The sequence below is a fragment of the Bacteroides sp. 44_46 genome (genome assembly GCF_001915465.1).
In the GTDB taxonomy this organism is placed as follows: domain Bacteria; phylum Bacteroidota; class Bacteroidia; order Bacteroidales; family Bacteroidaceae; genus Bacteroides; species Bacteroides clarus.
In genome coordinates, this window is the sequence record NZ_MNQO01000013.1 from 71,835 (window position 1) to 90,306 (window position 18,472).

An 18,472-nucleotide genomic window follows, 5' to 3' on the forward strand; every position below is an offset into this window, starting at 1 on the left:
TTTATTACACACTCTTATTTTGGTTATTTGAATTCTATATTCCAATTTATCGTTCCTGATTTTTTTGGAGTAAATGATACTCGTATTAGTTTCCCTTCTTTTTGGATAAACATTTTACCGCTGTTACTCTTGGCGCTTTTAATATTAAATTCTTCCGGTACTATAATGCGGAGCTCATATCTGTCTCCTTTCACAACCGCACTTGTTCCGGATAGGGTTCTCTTGTCGGGATTCCATGATTCTTCTTTTACATCCATCAGTCCTTGAGTTATATGACGGGATGTGCTGATGACTTGTGGATAGACCTTGCGAGGGCGCACAGCCAATACTTTGCAAGATGCAGGAGCTAATGTTTGAGATAGTTTGCTTTTGATATTCCCCAAATACTTATTGTCCCAAAAGTCGAACAGTTCGTAGTTCTCTGAATCGTTCAGCCCCATTCGTTTCAGGCTATAATCAATTTGCGTGTTTTGTCGTTCGTTCCAATTGAATAATCCCAAAACAATCTGTCTGTCATTTTTTACCATCCAGATTCGGGGTTTATTATTTTCGAGAATATCAATAGGACGGGCATTTAGGTTGTGGGTGGGCAGTGCGCGCTTTATCATGTCTAAACGTTCGGGAGCTAACTCCGCATATTGCATGCTTGTCGTATTCATCGCTCCGGATATGGCCTGCCAAGATATCATCCAGCGGGCTTTATTCAGCGGGTTGGAGCTGCGTACAAAGTAAGGGTCGGGATCGTTGTACCAGACTTTGTTGTGCAGGAAGTACAGGTTGCCTGCATAGTCCGCTCCGGCTGTGGTTTTTCCCCATGCTCCCTGTATGGCACCGTCGTTATCGGGACCTACGCGCATAGCATCTACCATACCAAAGGATGCTGCGAAAGAACTCATGTTCTGAGTAGCGGCGCATCCTAAAAGAAAAACGCCCGGAGCTTCTTCTTTCAAGATGGATAGTCCCTTGCGGAAGCACTGTGTGAAGGTATATTCGTCGTTATAAAGACGTGCGCTTCCGTATACAGGTACTCCGTCATAGCTTCTGGTTACATAGATATTTTCTGAAGGCGCACCGGTATGCAGGCCGTCGATTTTGTAATAGCGGTATCCCCAATCGTAAATTCTTTTGAAGCGTTCGCGTAGAAACTTCTCACCTGCGGGGTTTGTGGCGTCGATGCAAGTACCCGACCATTTTTTTACGTCATAGGGAACGTCAGACCAAAGATGTTTTGCAAATATTTCTTTGGGGAAGTAAGGGTTGTGCATGTCACCGGAGAAAGGCATGAACCAAAGTCCGGGAGTAAATCCCACTTGTTTCAGGTGCTTGGCTGTATATTGCATTCCCGATGGGAAATTTTCGTTACTTTCGGCAAAAGTTTTTAAAGGACCTGAGCCCAGCCTGTTTTTAGGAATACCCATGGAATTTTGCCAATGGTCGTCAATTTGGAAGGTATTCAGTCCGAAGTCCGCCAGATTTTCTTTTGCGAAATTGGCATTTTCCTGTAACATCTTTTCGGTGGAAGCTCCCGAGCCGTTTAGGTTGCGGTGATACCAGGTGCAATAAACTTCCGGCTTTGCCGGTAATTGTATCTGATATGCTTTGGCAAGATACTCTCCATATAGTTCCAGTCCTTCTCTTCCATCTTCGAAAAAGCCTATCAGTAGGATATCGGTGCCTCTTTCTTTGCCATTCCTTACCAAATAATTGCCGAATTCCAGTTCAGCTTTTACTTTGTATGTTTTCTTTCCTTTGTCCAGTTTCGGAGTCATAACTCCTATACCTTGTTTCTGCGTCAGCCAAGCCGTCAGAATAGAGTGCCGACTATCGGGTTCAGCTAATAGAGTGTAGGTATAACTTCCTTGTGCCTGTTGGACAGGAGCAAATCCACCGCTTCCCAAAGTATTTAATGGTTGGTTCATTTCACCTATACTCATTTCTACGGATGCTATTTCCAGGCGACTTACTCGTACATCCTGTCCTGAGCGGTTTTTCATTACTGTATGGATGTAGAGAAAAGGATTATTGCCATATAAAGTGAATGTAACCTTACGTCCATCGTTATAATGAGTTTCCAATGATTGTCCTTCTCCCCACAGTCGGTCGGACGTTTCTGTTTTCTCAGAGGTAATGATTTGCCCCGGTAGAAGTATATTTTTTACTTTGAGATCGGGAAGTTTTTTATTCTCTATTGTAATTTGTTGTTTGTGTATCCGCAAGGTAAGCAGATTATTCTCTATACTTACAGTTTGAGCGTTTGTATTGGATAAATTTATCAGGGTTGATAATATCAAAAATATAGTAATCTGGATTTTCATACCGGTCAATGTTTATTTGATTGTTACTTTGAAAGCATAGGCATATTCACCTATGGGGTGGGATGGCATTGTGATATACAATCCGTTTTCATCTTGTTCCCATTTTATTTTTTCTCCTGAAGCTAAGAATGAAACGGATTGAATGTTCTTTATCTCCTTACTGTTCAGGTTTTGTATCTTTATATTTTTGCCGTTTCCCGGCCAGTCCAATATAAAGATATATATTGTATTTTCCTTGGTGGTGAAGCGTATGTCTTTTGCAGTGAACGTATACATGTAGTCCGCATACTTCTTCTTACCCGCTACGGCATTTATGCTGAATGTCCCTTCACCGTATACTTTGAAGGGACGTGTATCATAAATCGCTTCTCCGTTCAATTTCAGCCAGTTACCTATCTTTATAAGCTCATCTCTGAATGTTTCGGGCAAGCTGCCGTCCGCTCGCAATCCTACATTGAGCATCATATTGCCGTTCTTGCTGACGATATCTATCAGGTTATCTACAATTTGTCCTGCCGTCATGCGCAATTTGTCTTTAGTCTTTCCTTGCACGACTGACCCCATACCGGCATCCCCGCCTTCTTTGCTTATGTTTAGAGAGTTTCCCATATAGAACCAGCCGGGATTGACAGTGGTATCTACCAAAAACGGATTCTTCTGCAAATCATCTTCACCGGAACATTCACGGTCTAAAGTATATCCTTCTCTCACTCTTTTGATAGTGAGTACGCCATTTTGTACACCTTTGCGCGAGAGATTCTTGTTGTAGAAATGAGCTGCCAATTGTTGGCCGTATATACCGTTGGGCAGGGGACCGTCGAAATAGAGTAATTCGGGTTCGTATTTATCTATCAGTTCTTTAGTTCTGAGATACCATGATTGGGCAAATTCTGGTTCCAGCCGCATGATACGGTCAGAGGTACGTTTACCGTATAGTCCTTCGTAAGCCGGGTCCATATAGTCATAAGGTATACCGGCATACGGACCTTCGGGGTCGGCATTTGTACCTTGGTAAAACATATGTTCATGACAGTAGTTGCTTAGATGGGAAGAAATGGCAAAGTGTACGCCTACCTTTTTGCATGCTTTCTGCCATGCTCCTACGATGTCTATCTTCGGCCCCATATTTACGGAGTTCCAAGGTTGGTGGCTTGAATCGTATAAGTCGAAGTTATCGTGATGAACGGCCATTACACCGATAAACTTGGCGCCAACCTCTTTGTAGAAGGCTGCCAATGAGTCGGCATTGAACTTGTCGGCTTTCCACATAGGTATAAAATCTTTGTAGCCGAATTTGGAAGGGTGTCCGTAAGTTTTCAAATGATGTTGGTATACCTTAGGCGCATGTGCTCTGTAACCCAATATGGGATATTTGCGTAATGCGGAGTCTGGTTCCTGATACCAGTACATCCATCGGCCGTAATGTCCGTCATAACCCGGAATAGAGTTGATACCCCAGTGCATATAGATACCGAATTTGGCATCACGAAACCACTCGGGACATTGATAGTGCGCCGCAATAGAGGCATCGGTAGGTTTTATTGGTCCTGGCGCGATGTTGAATTTGAAAGTTGTTGCGCTTGGGTTGATAAGGGCGTCTTGACCGAAGTCATCATGCTGTGCTTGGACAGTAAGGGTGTAGCATGAGAGGATGAGTAGTAAGATTTTAATATTCATGGTAGCAGTTTTGTCTGTGGATTTGGTATCTTTTTTGTAAAAGAGAAGGTATATGACTATATAATCTTAATTTGGCTATATAATAATATACCTTCACCTAAATCAGATTATTTGAAATTATTTATACCGTGCTGTATCCCACCATACACGAACGGAAAGACCATCGCCTTTGCCGCCGTTTAAGGTCGGGTCTGTTGCGTATTCTTTATTATTGCTTAATTCGTTGTCTACGTACCGCAGCTTTTTGATAAATTCATTATTTGCCGGATTAATCGTAGGTTCCAGACTTTGTTTAACAGGATTAAGCTTAGGATATCCGGTACGGCGGAATTCAGCCCATGCCTCTTCTGAATTAGGATATATTCCTATCCATTTCTGTGTGATAATTTTCTCTAATTTTATTTCAAAATCATCAGCGTTGTTCCAAGCTACTTGTCCGGTTGTAATGTACGTGTTGTCATCGGTTGTGGAGTAGGACCCTTCAGGAGCTAATGCTCTCATTTCTTCAAATGAAGCACGGATCCCCTCTTCATAGTTTGCCTGAGCATCTCCTGCCCCTTGCCAACCTCGTAAGGCGGCTTCAGCTTTTAGGAAACATACTTCAGAATAATTCATTAATCCTAATGGGGTAAAGTTGGCGTCTGTATTGGGTTTTGCAACATTAGAACCTTTTGCGGCAGAATTCCAATCGTATCCCCACATATATCCCCAAATACAGGAGTTATGACTATTATCATATTCGGGTAGCGAAAGGTCTGTAACAGGCAGTCCATTGGGTACTCCTCGATATTGTACTGCGTCCGCTTCTCCTTTTACCCACGCTCCGCTTTGAGACAGAATTAAGGTGAGACGCGGATCGGTCACCGTACCATAGCTTGTAAGCATGTCAACCATCGTTTTACTGGCTCGGGATTCATCGACAACCAAACTGCGTAATAACGGGTTTGCCCAGCGATTCGGTTGTGGCGGGGTTACACCGGCATTGTCACTGTTGGAGGCTATAAGGGATTCCTTTAAGGCAGCCTCTCCTTCGGCTTTAGCTTTATCGGGATCAATGAATGAGAGACGCATGGCGGCACGTAAACGTAAGGAGTTGGCTAACTTGATCCATTTGTCTACATCACCTTGGTAAATTAAGTCCTCAGTATTATATTGGAGTTGATTACTCTTTTTCTGTTTTAGTTCTGTGACGGCTTCGGTCAGTTCCTTAAAAACGTCATAATAGATATCTTTCTGGCTATCGTAAGGGATGAGCGTTTCTCCTATTCCCGCTTTGAAATAGGGAATGTCCCCGAAAGTATCTGTCATCCTTATAGTGCTAATAGCTAAGTTGATACGCATGATTTGATACATGTCGTTGTATTCCGGATGATTTTCTAATGTGGGCTCTATTTCACGGATTCTTTTGACCATTTGTTGGTAATAAGGCGTCCAAAGTCCGCGTTCGGCCCATGAAGTGTTAAATACATAATTGCCAGAGGTGAAAGAGCTGCTTGTATTGGCTAGATATTGGCAATACAGGAAAGAATATAACAGAGCGGCTCTCTGGTAATCGCCATAGACAATGTGGAAACCATGATATTGCATATTGGGCAGTGACAGACTGGGAGATATTTCATTGACTGCCATTGGGTCTTTGTTCATTTCTTCAAATCCGCTTGTACAACTACTGATGGTAATGGCGGAAAGTAGTGTGATTAGAATCTTATGTAATTTCATAATAATATTTATTTAGAATTTTACGTTAAGTGAGAAACCTACTGTTCTTGTTGACGGAAGAGCGGCAAGTTCGAAAGCTTGGAATACGTCTTGGCTGTTTTGTGCAAACTCGGCATTTACGGGAGCGGCCTTGTAAATATTGAATAAGTCACGTCCTACGATAGAAACTTTTACATTGGTTATCGGAGTGTTTCTGAACCAGATTTTTGGCAGTGTATAGCCGATAGAGAGTTCGCGCAGTTTTACGTATGTGGCATCGTGTAAAAACTCTTCTCCTACAGGATAAGTTCCGGCGATAGTAGCATAATATTCTTGAGCAGTTACCTGCTTGGTGTTTTCCAGTCCGGTTGATTCGACAATACCGTTTACTACCATGCCGTCACGTCCACTCAATGTTCTCTTGGAGTTACCGGCACCGGTAGCATAAGCATCGGTCATTGAGAGGAATTGGCCGCCGTATCTTACGTCTATAAGAGCGCTGAATACAATGTCTTTCCAAGATAGTGTGGTACCAAAGGAGCCTGTCCATTCAGGCATCATATTACCGATGACCTTTTCGGATTTAGTGTCAATGAGAGGCAGACCGTTGTCTCCTACCAAGATACGTCCATCTTCATTTCTTTTGTATGCAGTGGATACAATATCGCCAAATTTTCCACCTTCATCAATGACAACCTTTCCTACACGTACATTGGTGGTGAGCGGGAATACATAGCGTTTGTTCTTTTCATCCAGCTCTACATTGCGAGTTGTATTTTTACCCCAATTCAAAGTCACGTCCCAACGCCAGTCTTTGGTTTGGATAGGAGTACCGGTTACCATTAATTCCACACCTTTACTTTCCATTTTTCCTGCATTGATTTTCTTGCTGGCATATCCGGAGGAACCGGGAACAGTCATTGACAGAATTTGGTCGGTTGTGGTAGAACGATAATAAGTAAAGTCAATGCCCAGGCGGTTATTGAACATGCGGTAGTCTACACCTACTTCCCATGATAAAGTTTTCTCGGGTTTAAGGTCGGCCAATGGATATGTGTTAGAGCTACTTCCTACTGTATGGTTACCTAACGCTTCCAGAGTATATACGTTATAGAGCGCATAGGGGGCTGTGTCGTTGCCGACCTGTGCAATAGAACCACGTACTTTTAAAAAGTACTCTTTGGGCAGTTCAAATATGTCGGACAGAATTCCGCTTAAACTTGCAGACGGGTAGAAATAAGACCAATTGGATGAAGGCAAGGTGGAAGACCAGTCATTACGCGCTGTAACATCAAGGAAGGCATATCCTTTATATCCCAAAGTAGCATTTCCTAAAACCGAGTTGATGCGTTTCGATGAAAAGTCCTGAATAGCCAGTTTGCTTTCACCGTTACTTAATGCTACGAAATTGGGAATGATTGCTTTACCGCTTTCACCGGCTAAAGATTTAAATTTGTTGTAGTTGGTGGCAATCCCCACATTGGCTGTTAAGGAGAAATCTTTAAATCGTTTGTCAAAGTTCAGCATCAGGTCTGCGTTTAATTCTTCGCTTGCGGTGTTGGTAACGGTCATTAAGTCTTTAGGACTTTCCGCTTTTGCATGATAAGGCATATAGGTTTCTACGTTGTCTGAAATTCTATCCAAACCGATTCGTCCGGTTATTTTCAGCCAATCGGTGATATTACCTACTACGGTTACCTGGCCTTGGAACCTGTCTCTGTTCAATTCGTTTCCATTTCCGTTTGCAATAAGTCCGTATGGATTTCTGTATTCGGTATCTTCTCCATGCCAGTTCACAACATAACCGTCAATACCTACCGGGTTTTGTAAGTCTTGTAAACGGATATTCCGTGGTAAACGGATCAAATGTGACCATACACCGGTATAGAAAGTTTCCGGACGGTTTTTTACTTTTTCACGGAAATAAGATACTTTACCGCCAATGGTCAGATATTTGTTTTTGATTTCCACATTTAAGTTATAATTCTGTTTATTCATGGATTCATTGGGCAGAATACCCTGGTTACGGGTGTCGGTGAAAGAGAAACGCGCATTCATTTTCTCGTTACCGCCGGTTGCGCTGACTGAGTTTACATAGTTTAAAGCTGTGCGGAAGAAATCATCAATGATGTTTTTCTGAGGTAACATGGCGTATTCTTTGTAGGACTCATCTCCATAAAGTTCTTTACGCCAGTTGGGAATCATTTGTCCTGTCATCTTGGGACCCCATGAACCACTGGCTTCCAGTGCATATTGTCCATTGGTACCCTGGCCATATACATCTTGGAATTCGTACGAGTCGTAGGCTTTACTCATAGAAACGTAGCCATTATATTCCAACTGCAATTTTCCTTCCTTACCCTTTTTGGTAGTGATGACAATTGCACCATTTTGTGCCCTTGAACCATAAAGAGCGGCAGCATTGGCACCTTTTAATACTGAAATACTTTCGATATCATCAGGGTTGATGTCGGCAGCTCCGGAAGAATATGAGAACTGTGTATTGCTGTTGGAATTATCCAGAACAGGTAGTCCGTCAACTACCCAAAGCGGTGTGTTATTACCGCTTAAAGAGTTCAGACCACGGAGCACAATACGAGTTGGCCCACCTACGCCACTGCCGGATTGCGATATCTGTACGCCGGCTACCTTACCTTGCAGTAGGTTTGAAACACTGGTAGAACGGTTTTCTGAGAAAACGTCTGTTTTTACTTCTTGCATGGCATATCCTAATGCTTTCTTTTCTCGTTTAATACCTAATGCCGTTACGACGACTTCAGAAAGCATTTCGCTATCTTCTTTTAATGTAATGGAAAAATTGGTTTTTTTGTTGATACTGATTTCTTGTTTCTCATATCCAATGAATGAGATAATAAGTTTACCATTCTCCGGAGCATCTAATTTGAAAGCTCCGTCAATGTCTGTTATTGTTCCAAGAGTGGTTCCTTCCACTGAAACATTGGCACCAATAATGGATTCTCCGTTTACATCTTTCACTGTACCTGTAATGGTTCTTCGTTGCTCTTGCGCAAAGGCAACGAAACAGATGAAAGACATCATTGTTACAAAAAGTAATCTAATGTGTTTTTTCATACGACTTTGTTTTTAAGTTAAACAATAAGGAATTTAAAGTATTATAATCTGTCTTATATAGACAATCTTGAATAAGTATGCATGTTATATATATTTGATTTAAATGCAAATGTATTAATATTGCGGTAGATATTATTAAAATATATTAATTATTTGCAACGGTATATGCTATTTTTGTATTCCACCTGTATAGAGTGCAGGCCTGTCTCTCATTTCCCGTATTTCCCATGTCCCATTGAAGCTATCGTATAAGATAGAGGAATCCTTTCTTTTGTTTTTATACATTTTACCGTTTATAACAGGCCTGTTTTTTCCATAGCTGAATGTCGATTGTGTTTTACGGTTCCAAATATACAGACTTGCCGGACGCTTGGTATTCAGCTCCGCTTCAATCTTCCAGTCACCGCATTGAAAACTGTTATTGCCGGAACGTTCTATATTTACAATTCGGTTTTCGTTCGCTTCCACTTGAATAATAGTAAGTATACGATTGGCCTTACCGGGTTCATAACTGGCTGTCAACGACCAGGGAGCGGTAAAGTCTTCACCGCGGACACCTATTTGCCTGTTTGGCTCGGCGGCAAACTTATCCGTTTGGCTGATAGTACATTTTTGTTCGCTGAACAAGCGGGCGACAGAAATATATTTGTCTTTTTTGTTACGGGTTGTCAACGTTGATGTTGCTTCGTCTATCTGGAATTTTACCGGACTGTGCAGCAGCCAATCCCAACTTACCGCTTTAGTTGCTTCCAATTCGTCGTAGATAACCACGATGTTGGGGTGCAACAGGAAGATATGGCGGCGATACTTCTTCAGGGGAGTTTCTCCGAAACCGTTTTCGCGTGACTGTTCAAGATTGTGGCCGGCAAAGTTCTTTTGCCACATGGGGTATTCACTGATGCCGCAATAGGCGTTGGAAGCATCTCCCAAGGCATAGGAGACATGCTCCCCGTTGAACATGCGTACAATGTTTCCATACGCACGTGTGGTGAACGGTTGTCCGATGCCATCTATTAATAAGGTGTTGTGGGCGCGTGTATGGCGGTAAGACAACAGGTTATGCGGGTCGGAGAAGTTCATATAATGACCTACCGCATGGTAAATGGCTTTTCCGCCATAGTGCAAGTTGAAAGCATTCTGGTTGGAGTGCGTGTGGCTGCCGGAACCGAACGGACTGGAACGGAAGCTGAGACTGATGTTATGTTTATAGTCCTTCAAATCGCTGTTGGCTATCATTTCACCGGTATCTTTGAACCATACGGCTTTGGGAGCATCTGCCGGTAATTCGGCTTGTCGGGGACGTTGTTTGCCGCATGCCATACGGTAGAGGCGCGTTTCTGATTCTGTTTTATAACGGTTGTTGATAGACGAATACCAGGCGGCGTACGGGTCCTCGGTAGTGCGTGCCATGAAATCGGCAAAAGCACTGCGGATGCGCAGGGGCTTGCCGTTATTTTTTTCGTGTCCGTCGCCGAACCCCGCACTCAATGCCCGGGGTTGCCAGCTATACAGCATGCCGATGCCGGCATTTTTATACCAGGGATGTTGCATGAAATCTGTTTTTGTCAGATAGCTGAACAGGGTGGGTACATAAGATAGGGTAACAGCATTGGCGCTGAAATAACTTGTTCCGTTATGCCATGAACCGTCGCGGTTGAAACCGGAGGCCGGGGCGCGTGCCGTCCAAAGTTCGTAGCTGTATTCCAGATATTCTTTGGCAAGCGGATATTTGCCGTACATCACCAATGCGGCTTGCATGAAGTGGCGGAATGCGAATTGCCAGAAATGATTGTCGAAGATATGGGTTTCTTCATTTTCCAGAATATGGCTCTTATAATAGAGTGACAGTACATCCATAATGATACTTTCTATCTGTTTACGCTCTTGTGAACTGAAGCGGTCGTAACAATTCTCATAGGTACATGCCAATGTGTAAATCAATTCTCCGGCATTGAAATCATTGCCGATAACCTTCTTGTCAGGTTCTACGGCCAACAGGCAGCGTACGTTTTGTACCATTTTTTCTGCGTATACATCCAATTTCAGCATTTGATAGGCAGTATTCAGATTATCACATTCGACCGCCATACGGGTGATTTGTCTGTATGGTTTGGTATCGTTGGCATAGTTTGAACCGAGCGCATTGCGCGAGTCGGTAATCATGTTTTCGAACTCCGGATGTGAACGTACTTTCCTGCGCGCTTTCTCCAGATTGTCGTTCAGGAAACAATAGATGCGGGGATACGCTTGAGGGATGCTACTCAAAAAAACATTGGCTTCAGGTGTTACGAATCGGGGTATGTCATCGGTTACGGTAAAACTGTATGTCTTGCTCCAGGAAAACTCTTTACCTTCTTTGCTTACCGAACGCACACGCCAGTACCATGTACCGTTTTCCAATACTTTGTGCGGATTGAACATACACCAGGGCTTGGGTTGGGACAGCACGGTACTTGCATCCGAGAAGTCTTTGCTTCTTGATAGATTGAATTGCAGGAAATCCGATTGCTTGACGCTTTTTGGAACCAGCAGTGGCGAAGGGTTTATATATAAAGTATGCTCTTGTTGCGGATACGGCGTTTCGCGTTCATTTTCGTGGATACACTGGATGTTTTCAGCCTGAATAGAAAGCGGTATCAGGCAGAATGTCAAGAAGAGTAAGAGTTGTTTTTTCATGTTGGATAGTTATTTGTATAAAAACTGTTTTTATTAGGTTTGTTATTTATTTCTTTTCAACACAGATAGTTGTTGCCTTTCCTTCATTCTTTTTCCGGTCGAGTGATACAATCTTGAAAATCAGAAAATCGGTAGTTTTAAGTTCTGACGAGGTATATTTGTATGACGGTTGCTTCACGCCGGTTGCTATCAGTTCGTAATCGGGATTGTTGCCGCGAGTACGGTATACGGCATAGGCGGCAGCATCTTTGGCAGGTTTCCATTGAAGGGAAACGGTATCTTCGTTGAAACCGGCTGTCAAATCCTGTGGGGCTGCCGTTACAGTGTGTTGCGGCACATTACTTATTGTATATGTTTGGTTGGCTTTTGTCGGGAATGATATTTTGTCCTTACCAAGCGATTTGTATCTTATCATTTTACCGGTGGTATCTTTCAGTTCTGCACATGCAATGCCGGGGTATTTCAAGACACAAGTGTTATTCTGTTTTGACAACACTTTGGCTTCTGTGAGCCGTCCTTCCTTCCAACTGGCGGATACTTCGAAGTTGCCGCGTGCAGTAAGCCCTTTGTATGAACCGTCTTTCCATGCATCGGGTAATGCAGGCAGTATATGTATATATCCTTCATGGCTTTGCAACAACATTTCCGCAATGCCGGCCGTCCCGCCAAAGTTGGCGTCAATTTGAAAAGGTGAACGCAGTACGGCAAGGCAGGTTGCCCAAAGATTTTCGCGAATACCGTTTGTCAGCAAGGCAGCTACGAGATCATGTGCACGGTTACCTTCTTTGGCACGTGCCCAAAGATTTATCTTATGGGCCATAGACCAACCGGTAGAAACATCGCCGCGACGGTTGAGCGTTACTTTAGCGGCATCGAGCCATGCGGGAGTATTCTCATTTATCAGTGTGCCCGGATAAAGACCGATAAGTTGTGATAGGTGACGGTGATGCTGTTCCAGCACGATATCGCCATAGTACTTTTCTTCACGGTATTCTTTTATCTGACCGGAGTACCCTATTTGTACGGGGTCTAAACGCTTACTCTGTTCTTTAAAGAGACGGATATTTTCGTTATGCTCGCCCAACAGGTTTGCGGCACGAATGGCATCTTGATGGTTTTCATATATCATCTGCTGGTCGAAAGCGCAACCGATAGTGGGATAGGGACGGTTAGTGGCTTTAGCATATTGCTCGGGTGAAGCAGAAGGGTTGGCAAGTAAAAGACCGAGCGTATCGGTAGTAACCTTACTCAGAAAATCGGCTACTCCCAGTATGGCAGGATAGGATGTCTCTTTTAGGATTTGTTTGTCATTGGTGAAAGCGTAATAATCCCAAAAAAGTTTTGAGGTGAAAGCTGCCATGCCGGGACCGGAGTGTCCGCCGGGCATTCCTACCATATAGGCTCCCGCTCCTGTACCCATAGTCCAGCCATTGCCACCGGGTTCGTCAGAGAAATGCTGCGGGTGGTGTATTTTGATATACTTTGATGCAAATTGTTCGGCCATAGGTTTATAAGCCTTATGGTAATCGGAATAACTCTCAAACAGTTCGGTCAAATTGGTGTTGAAAGCAGGCCAATAGTTCATTTGTATGTTGATGTTGTGGGTATAGTTACCGTTCCAGGGGGCCAGCTCGTACTGGTTCCATACGCCTTGCAAAGTGGGTGGGAGAGCACCTTTGCGGGCACTGCTGATAAGCAGATAACGTCCGTAATGAAAAAACAACTCTTCCAGATACGTATCTTGCTTTCCGGCCTTGTATGCAGCCAACAGGCGGTCGGTGGGAAGATAGCTTTTGGGGCCGATATTCAGTTGCACCCTTTCGGTAAGCGAGGAGAAGTCGTTAATGTGAGTGGTGCGCAGTTGGCTATATCCTTTCTGGGTGGCTTTTATAAGGCGTTGGGATATTTCTGTATGCGGGTCGGGATATCCTTTCAGCTTTTCGGCAGGTTTATTGGCAAATACTTGAGGCGATAATCGGTAGTTGGTTCCTAAAGCCAAGAGTATAACGGCCGAATCGGCATTCTCTACTCGGATAGTACCATGGTCTGCGTTAGAGTCGTTCCAAGCGGACATACTGCCATTTATGGGAATCACTTTGACTTGCGCTTCATAAATCAGTTTCAGATATTCGGTTTGTCCTCTCAGCGTAATCATATCATCTTTAGCGAACACCTTACCTTCACGTCCGTTATAGCTGAAGCGGGTTTGCGTGGGACCGCTCAAGTAACCTATGGTCATGGTATCCGTACGTTGCAGAGGTCCGAAAGGTACTAAATGTGCGATTTGCGGGCGAACGGTAAAAGTGAGGCTTCCGGGTTTGTCGGCGGTCAGCTTGATGACCAGTACATTGTCCGGATAACTCATGAAATATTCGCGGTGGTATTTTACGCCTTGGTATTGGTAACTGACTTCGGCGATACCTTTGTTTAAGTTCAGGCTGCGACGGTAATCGCTTCGGAGGTCATGGAAAAAGTCCAGATATAAATCACCGAATGACGTTTGTGTTTCGGCCCCCCAAAGTCCCCGTATATATAAAGTTTTATCTGTCAGTTGCAATCTTTCGGTACTTGTACCGCCAAAGATACTGGCTCCCATATAACCGTTTCCGATGGGTAGCGACCAACGTTCCCAATCTATATCTATGGGACGTTCCGATTCATTGGCGGGAATCAGGCCGCCTTTGTTGCTTGCAGGTTCGTCGTACCAAAGTTCATAATCGGAGGTCAAACGTTTTATGTTTTCATGTTGTGCCTGTACATTGATTATATAAAAGAGGCATAATAGAACGATTAAGAGTTTCTTCCTGTTTTTCATATATGTATTCTTGCCTTTTTGTTCAAAGCAAATATAGGCAAGCAAATACTTTTCGGCTTATAGTAGCGTGTAATAAAAAGTGAGGCAGGTGCAAACCTGTCTCACTTTTGTCGAATTGTATTTTAATTCTGTCCGAATAGTTACTTTCCGTACTCTGACGGCAGGCAACCGAAGTATTTTTTAAAGCTGGTGGCAAAGTACGATGGGGTATTAAAACCTACCATTCCGCTGATTTCTGCTACTGTGTATCTTCCTTCTTTCAGCAGCTTGCATGCCCGGTTGAAACGTACCTTACGAATGAAGTCATTGGTCGGTTCGCCTGTCAGCGCTTTCATCTTGATATGCAGGTTGGAACGGCTCATGCACATCTCACGGGCAAATTCATCTGTGGAGAACTCTACATTATCTATATTTCGTTCCACTATTTCTATTGCTCTCTTTAATAACTCCTCGTCCAGCGGGTTGAGCGCCACTTTTTCCGGTTCCACTTCCAATGAGTTGGAATAATGCTCAATAGCCCGATACCGGGTACGGAACAGGTTCCTGATTTTCGCAACAATCACTGCCATTGAGAAAGGTTTGGGAATGTAATCGTCCGCACCCACTTGCAAGCCCTCCAATTGCTCTTTCAAATCGGTTTTGGCAGACAGGATAATAATAGGTATATGGCAGGTACGCAGGTTTTGTTTGATTTGTTTGCATAACTGTAAGCCGTCCATAACGGGCATCATGACGTCGGTCAGTATAAGGTCTATCTCTTGTTCTTTCACGATGGATAACGCCTCTTCACCGTTTTCTGCTGTCAGGATGTGATAGCTGTTGCCTAACTCTTCGCAGAGGTACTGCCGGATGTCCGTATTATCTTCTACAATCAGGATATTTTCTTTACGTTGCCTGTCTGCTTCCGTTGTTTCCTCTGTCACTTCCTTTACTTCCGTATCGATTACATACATATTCTGGTCGTTGGTGGTATACATTCTCTGTTCTTCCATGGGGTCTGATGCGGATTGCTTCTCTTCCGGAAGATAGGCCGATTCTTCTGTGGGCAGATAGACGGAGAAAGTGCTTCCTGCCCCTTCTTCGCTTTCCAGTTCGATTCGTCCATGGTGCAAGTCTGCAAGTCGCTGTACCAATGATAATCCGATGCCGCTGCCCAAATGCTCATTATCTATTTGATAAAAGCGTTCGAATATTTTTCCCTGTTTGTCGATGGGAATACCGTTTCCTGTATCTTTTACCCGGAGAAGCAGTTCATGGTTCTCTTCCTGCAATGTAACAGTGACGCTTTTGCCCTCACCGGTATATTTGAAGGCGTTGGAAAGCAGGTTGTTTACAATCAGTTCCATATAATCCGGATCGCAGAGAATCTCGCGTCCCTCGACATTGGAGTTGAAGTTATAGGATATTCGCTTGCGTTGCGCCAAACGGTCGTAGAATAAAAAGTTCTTTTCGATAACATCGTGTATCGGGGTGAGTCTTACTTTAAGATTGAACACGCCTAATTCGGCACGCCGATAGTCCATCAGCTGATTCACCAGGTGTAGCAGCCGGTTGGTATTCTTCTGGACATGTTCCAATTGCTTGTGCAGCCATCGGTCGCTTACTCTATCCAGCATTTCCTGTACCGGAGCGAGAATCAGAGTGAGCGGAGTACGCAATTCATGGGAAATGTTGATAAAGAAACGCAGTTTCATTTCATTCATTTCTTTTTGCCGCTCACTGTCCACGCGTTCCATTTGCAGTTTGGCTTCCATACTTTTGCGCATCCAGAAGTAACGGAAGACGAAAATGACGATGGAGATAAAGGCGATGATGAATAACAGGATAGCCCACCATGTTTTATACCAAACGGGCAATACCGTGATTTCCAGTTCTGTCGGTATTTCATTCCATTTCCCGTCGCTGTTGGCTGCTTTTACAAGGAAACGGTAGGTTCCTGCCGGCAGGTTGGAGTAAGATACCGTACGCAAGATATTGGAGTAGTACCACTCTTTGTCATAGCCTTGCAGCATATAGGCAAACGTATTATGATTACCCGATATGTAGTTCGATACCACGAAATCCAGTGAAAACATGGATTGCTTGCTCGATAGTGTGATGCTTTTCGTATCGCTGATGTCTTTCTTCAATATGCCGGTATCGTCATCGGGAAATACCGTTTGATTGAACAGGTGCAATCGGGTGATTACAACCGGTGGAGTGTACGGATTGTCTACGATCTGTTCCGGATGAAATGTAGTGACGCCGTTGATGCCGCCGAAATACATTTGGCCGTCTGACGCTTGGTAGTAGGCATTATTCGTAAATTGGTTGCTTTGAAGCCCGTCATTGTCCGTATAGTTACGGAATTTTTCAGCTTCGGGCTGAAAACAGCTCAGGCCTTTGTTCGTGCTTAGCCACAGTCTGCCGGATGCATCTTCCAAGATTCCGTGTATCACGTTGTTGGGCAGTCCGTCAGCGGTGGTATACTGTTTATACTCCTTTGTACTGTCGTCAAAACGGTAGAGCCCGTTTCGCGCTCCTATCCAGAAAATTCCGTTCCGTGCTTCGTATATGGCGTTGACTGCCTTACGCCGTACCGGAAAACTGTCCGGGAGTATAGGGCAGACTAATAGTCCGTTATTGTCTTCCGTGTACACGTTCAGTCCTGTTTCGCTGCCCAGCCAAAGGCGTTGTTTACTGTCACGTAATATGTATGTAAATTGTTCCTGCTCCAAAGGGCGGCCGTTACTTTGGAGAGTTACGCGGGTAAATGTTTTCTGCCGGGTGTCAAAACGTAAAAGAACCGTCATGCCGGTCAGCCATAAGTCACCGTTGGCGGCCGGCCGGATGTCGTATACGTTTCTCGTATTTCTACTGTTAAACGTTTCGATATGGCCGGAATTCCGGTGCAGAATACTGAGCCCGCCGGTATGGGTTCCGATATAGACCAGATTCTGCGCTTCATCTATATGTATGGCTTTTACGTCATTGGAAGCGAGGCCGTCTTTCTGTGTATAATGTGTGAATTTTTGCGTTTGCGGGTTGTAATAGTTCAGACCGCCGTTATTGGTACCTATCCAGATACCTTTTTGTGCGTCTTCTTTGATACAGCCTATGGTATTGCTGTTTAACGAATTTTCTTTTGCAACGGATTGTATGTTATGAAAGCGATTCTTCAACGGATGGTAATAGTTTAATCCGCCATAATAGGTTCCTAACCACATTCCTCCTTGAGTGTCCATGAAAATGTCACGGACGGATGTTTGCGAAAGGCTTCCGCTGACCTCTGAATTGCTGGTATAGCTGTTAAAGGAGTCGGTAGCCTCGTTATAGATATTCAGAGAGTTGATAGTGCCTATCCACAAAACATTTTGCGAGTCGAGTATCAGTGAACGGATATAATTGGAACTGATACTTCCTTTCTTTCCGGGGATGTGGGTATAATTGATTGCTTCTTTTGTCCGGGGATTGATTTTGTATAATCCGTTTCCTTCTGTGCCCACCCATAGGCAGACCGGGGATTGCTGTAAAATAGAGAGTATTTGTTTTCCTTTCAGCTTCTCCGGCAGGACATTTTCGAGCGTGTTGCGGGAGATTGAGTAGACGAACATTCCTTCATAACTTCCGATGTATATATTGTCTCCTTGTCTGCTGATAGCGGTAGGTGATATGGATAAAAGCGAAGGGTGCAGCGGAGTATCGGAAAATCGGCGGGTTCCGGTATCGAACCGCAAAAGATTCTCGTCTTTGCCTGCGAATAGGAGCAACTGATTTTCATTGATTTCCACCATACCGTTGATTGGGGTATTGGCTTTATTCTTCGGGTAGGTGTAATTGTAGAATTTATCTTGTGTTGCGTCATAGAGCGATAAGCCTTCCTGCGTACCTATCCATATATTTCCTTGTGAATCGCTCATGCACGCTCTGGTTATATCGCTTCCGATACTGTATGGATTCTGCTCGTCATGTTGATATACGGTAAAATCATAACCGTCGTACTTGTTCAGACCGTCATGGGTGGCAAACCACATATTGCCCTGTTTATCTTGGGTTATGTCAAAAATAGTATTCTGTGATAACCCTTCATTCACTCCGATATGCACAAAACTGATATGTTCCGCAGGCTGTGCATGAAGCGGTGATAACAATGCAATAATGGTTGCTATAAGGAAGGTGAAGTACTTTGTCATATTTTGTTTTTCTAAGTTTTTTGTAT

At 43.8% G+C, this 18,472-nt stretch carries 7 protein-coding genes; all 7 read right to left on the reverse strand.

The genetic code is table 11. The features are described from left to right. Positions 1-23: 23 nt before the first annotated feature. Entirely contained in the window at positions 24-2,315 is a 2,292-nt protein-coding gene (locus BHV73_RS05595) for an alpha-galactosidase (RefSeq protein WP_009123132.1), read from the reverse strand. 12 nt (positions 2,316-2,327) lie between these two features. Beyond that, positions 2,328-3,992, reverse strand: a complete 1,665-nt coding sequence (locus BHV73_RS05600; protein WP_009123133.1) for an alpha-L-fucosidase — start codon at positions 3,990-3,992, stop codon at positions 2,328-2,330. Between the two features lie 117 nt (positions 3,993-4,109). Beyond that, positions 4,110-5,711, reverse strand: coding sequence for a SusD/RagB family nutrient-binding outer membrane lipoprotein (locus tag BHV73_RS05605; protein ID WP_009123134.1), 1,602 nt, complete (start codon positions 5,709-5,711; stop codon positions 4,110-4,112). Between the two features lie 12 nt (positions 5,712-5,723). Next, on the reverse strand, positions 5,724-8,783 hold the full coding sequence (locus tag BHV73_RS05610; RefSeq protein WP_009123135.1) for a SusC/RagA family TonB-linked outer membrane protein: 3,060 nt from the start codon (positions 8,781-8,783) through the stop codon (positions 5,724-5,726). Between the two features lie 168 nt (positions 8,784-8,951). Continuing rightward, positions 8,952-11,459, reverse strand: a complete 2,508-nt coding sequence (locus BHV73_RS05615; RefSeq protein ID WP_009123136.1) for a DUF4962 domain-containing protein — start codon at positions 11,457-11,459, stop codon at positions 8,952-8,954. A gap of 46 nt (positions 11,460-11,505) precedes the next feature. Next, positions 11,506-14,274: a glycoside hydrolase family 95 protein gene (locus BHV73_RS05620; RefSeq protein WP_009123137.1), complete on the reverse strand. Its 2,769-nt coding sequence runs from the start codon at positions 14,272-14,274 to the stop codon at positions 11,506-11,508. A gap of 140 nt (positions 14,275-14,414) precedes the next feature. Further along, entirely contained in the window at positions 14,415-18,446 is a 4,032-nt protein-coding gene (locus tag BHV73_RS05625; RefSeq protein ID WP_009123138.1) for a hybrid sensor histidine kinase/response regulator transcription factor, read from the reverse strand. Positions 18,447-18,472 lie beyond the last annotated feature (26 nt).

Excerpts from the sequence above, each read along its gene's own strand:
- BHV73_RS05620 (WP_009123137.1), bottom strand. The coding sequence starts at position 14,274 with ATGAAAAACAGGAAGAAACTCTTAATCGTTCTATTATGCCTCTTTTAT.
- BHV73_RS05615 (WP_009123136.1), bottom strand. The coding sequence starts at position 11,459 with ATGAAAAAACAACTCTTACTCTTCTTGACATTCTGCCTGATACCGCTT.
- BHV73_RS05600 (WP_009123133.1), bottom strand. The coding sequence starts at position 3,992 with ATGAATATTAAAATCTTACTACTCATCCTCTCATGCTACACCCTTACT.
- BHV73_RS05595 (WP_009123132.1), bottom strand. The coding sequence starts at position 2,315 with ATGAAAATCCAGATTACTATATTTTTGATATTATCAACCCTGATAAAT.
- BHV73_RS05625 (WP_009123138.1), bottom strand. The coding sequence starts at position 18,446 with ATGACAAAGTACTTCACCTTCCTTATAGCAACCATTATTGCATTGTTA.
- BHV73_RS05605 (WP_009123134.1), bottom strand. The coding sequence starts at position 5,711 with ATGAAATTACATAAGATTCTAATCACACTACTTTCCGCCATTACCATC.
- BHV73_RS05610 (WP_009123135.1), bottom strand. The coding sequence starts at position 8,783 with ATGAAAAAACACATTAGATTACTTTTTGTAACAATGATGTCTTTCATC.